Consider the following 550-nt stretch of genomic DNA (forward strand, 5'->3'; position numbering starts at 1 on the left):
AACGAATACACCGGCGAAATCGTCACCCTGAGCGTGCAGGCCAAGGGCGTGCGCATCGTCCCCGACCTGCGGGCCACCGGCGAGAATGCGCCCTCGCACCGGATCCTGGTAGGCCGCGCGGAGATCGGCGCCGCCTGGTCGAAGCGCTCGAACGAGGGGCGGGACTATCTGGGCCTGAAGCTGGACGATCCGAGCTTTGCGCACCCGATCTATGCCAACCTCTTCGACGACGAGGACGGCGAGGGCTCGAGCCTGATCTGGTCGCGCCCCAACAGCCGCCGAGGGGAGTAATCCCCGCAACCAGGGCCCCGGTCGAAAGGCCGGGGCCTTTCATCTTGCCAGCGAGCAATGGCCCTCAGCGCAACTCTTCTGTCACGAAGCTGCGCTCGGCCTTGCCGAACCAGGCCGTCTGCGTCTCGCCCGTGTTCCATTCATAAACCAGGCCAATGACCCTGCCATCGTCCTTGTGGCGAAGCCGGGCGATTGGCCGGGCCTCGATGCGGTTGGTGCGGCATGAGCCGCCGCGATGGTCACTGGTCTGCACGTTCAT

Annotated in this window: 1 protein-coding gene and 1 pseudogene; one reads left to right on the forward strand and one right to left on the reverse strand. The window is 66.0% G+C overall.

What is annotated here, in order from left to right; all coding sequences use genetic code 11:
• The coding region (locus AC4FS3_RS29295; protein ID WP_491023463.1) for a DUF736 domain-containing protein at nt 1-291 on the forward strand (291 nt) is incomplete at its 5' end.
• Nucleotides 292-355: 64 nt separating this feature from the next.
• On the opposite strand, the pseudogene AC4FS3_RS29300 reads toward AC4FS3_RS29295, so the two are convergent.
• A pseudogene (locus AC4FS3_RS29300) lies at nt 356-550 on the reverse strand (hypothetical protein); the annotation flags it as partial.

It is taken from the genome of Pseudogemmobacter sp. TB195, from assembly GCF_058313095.1.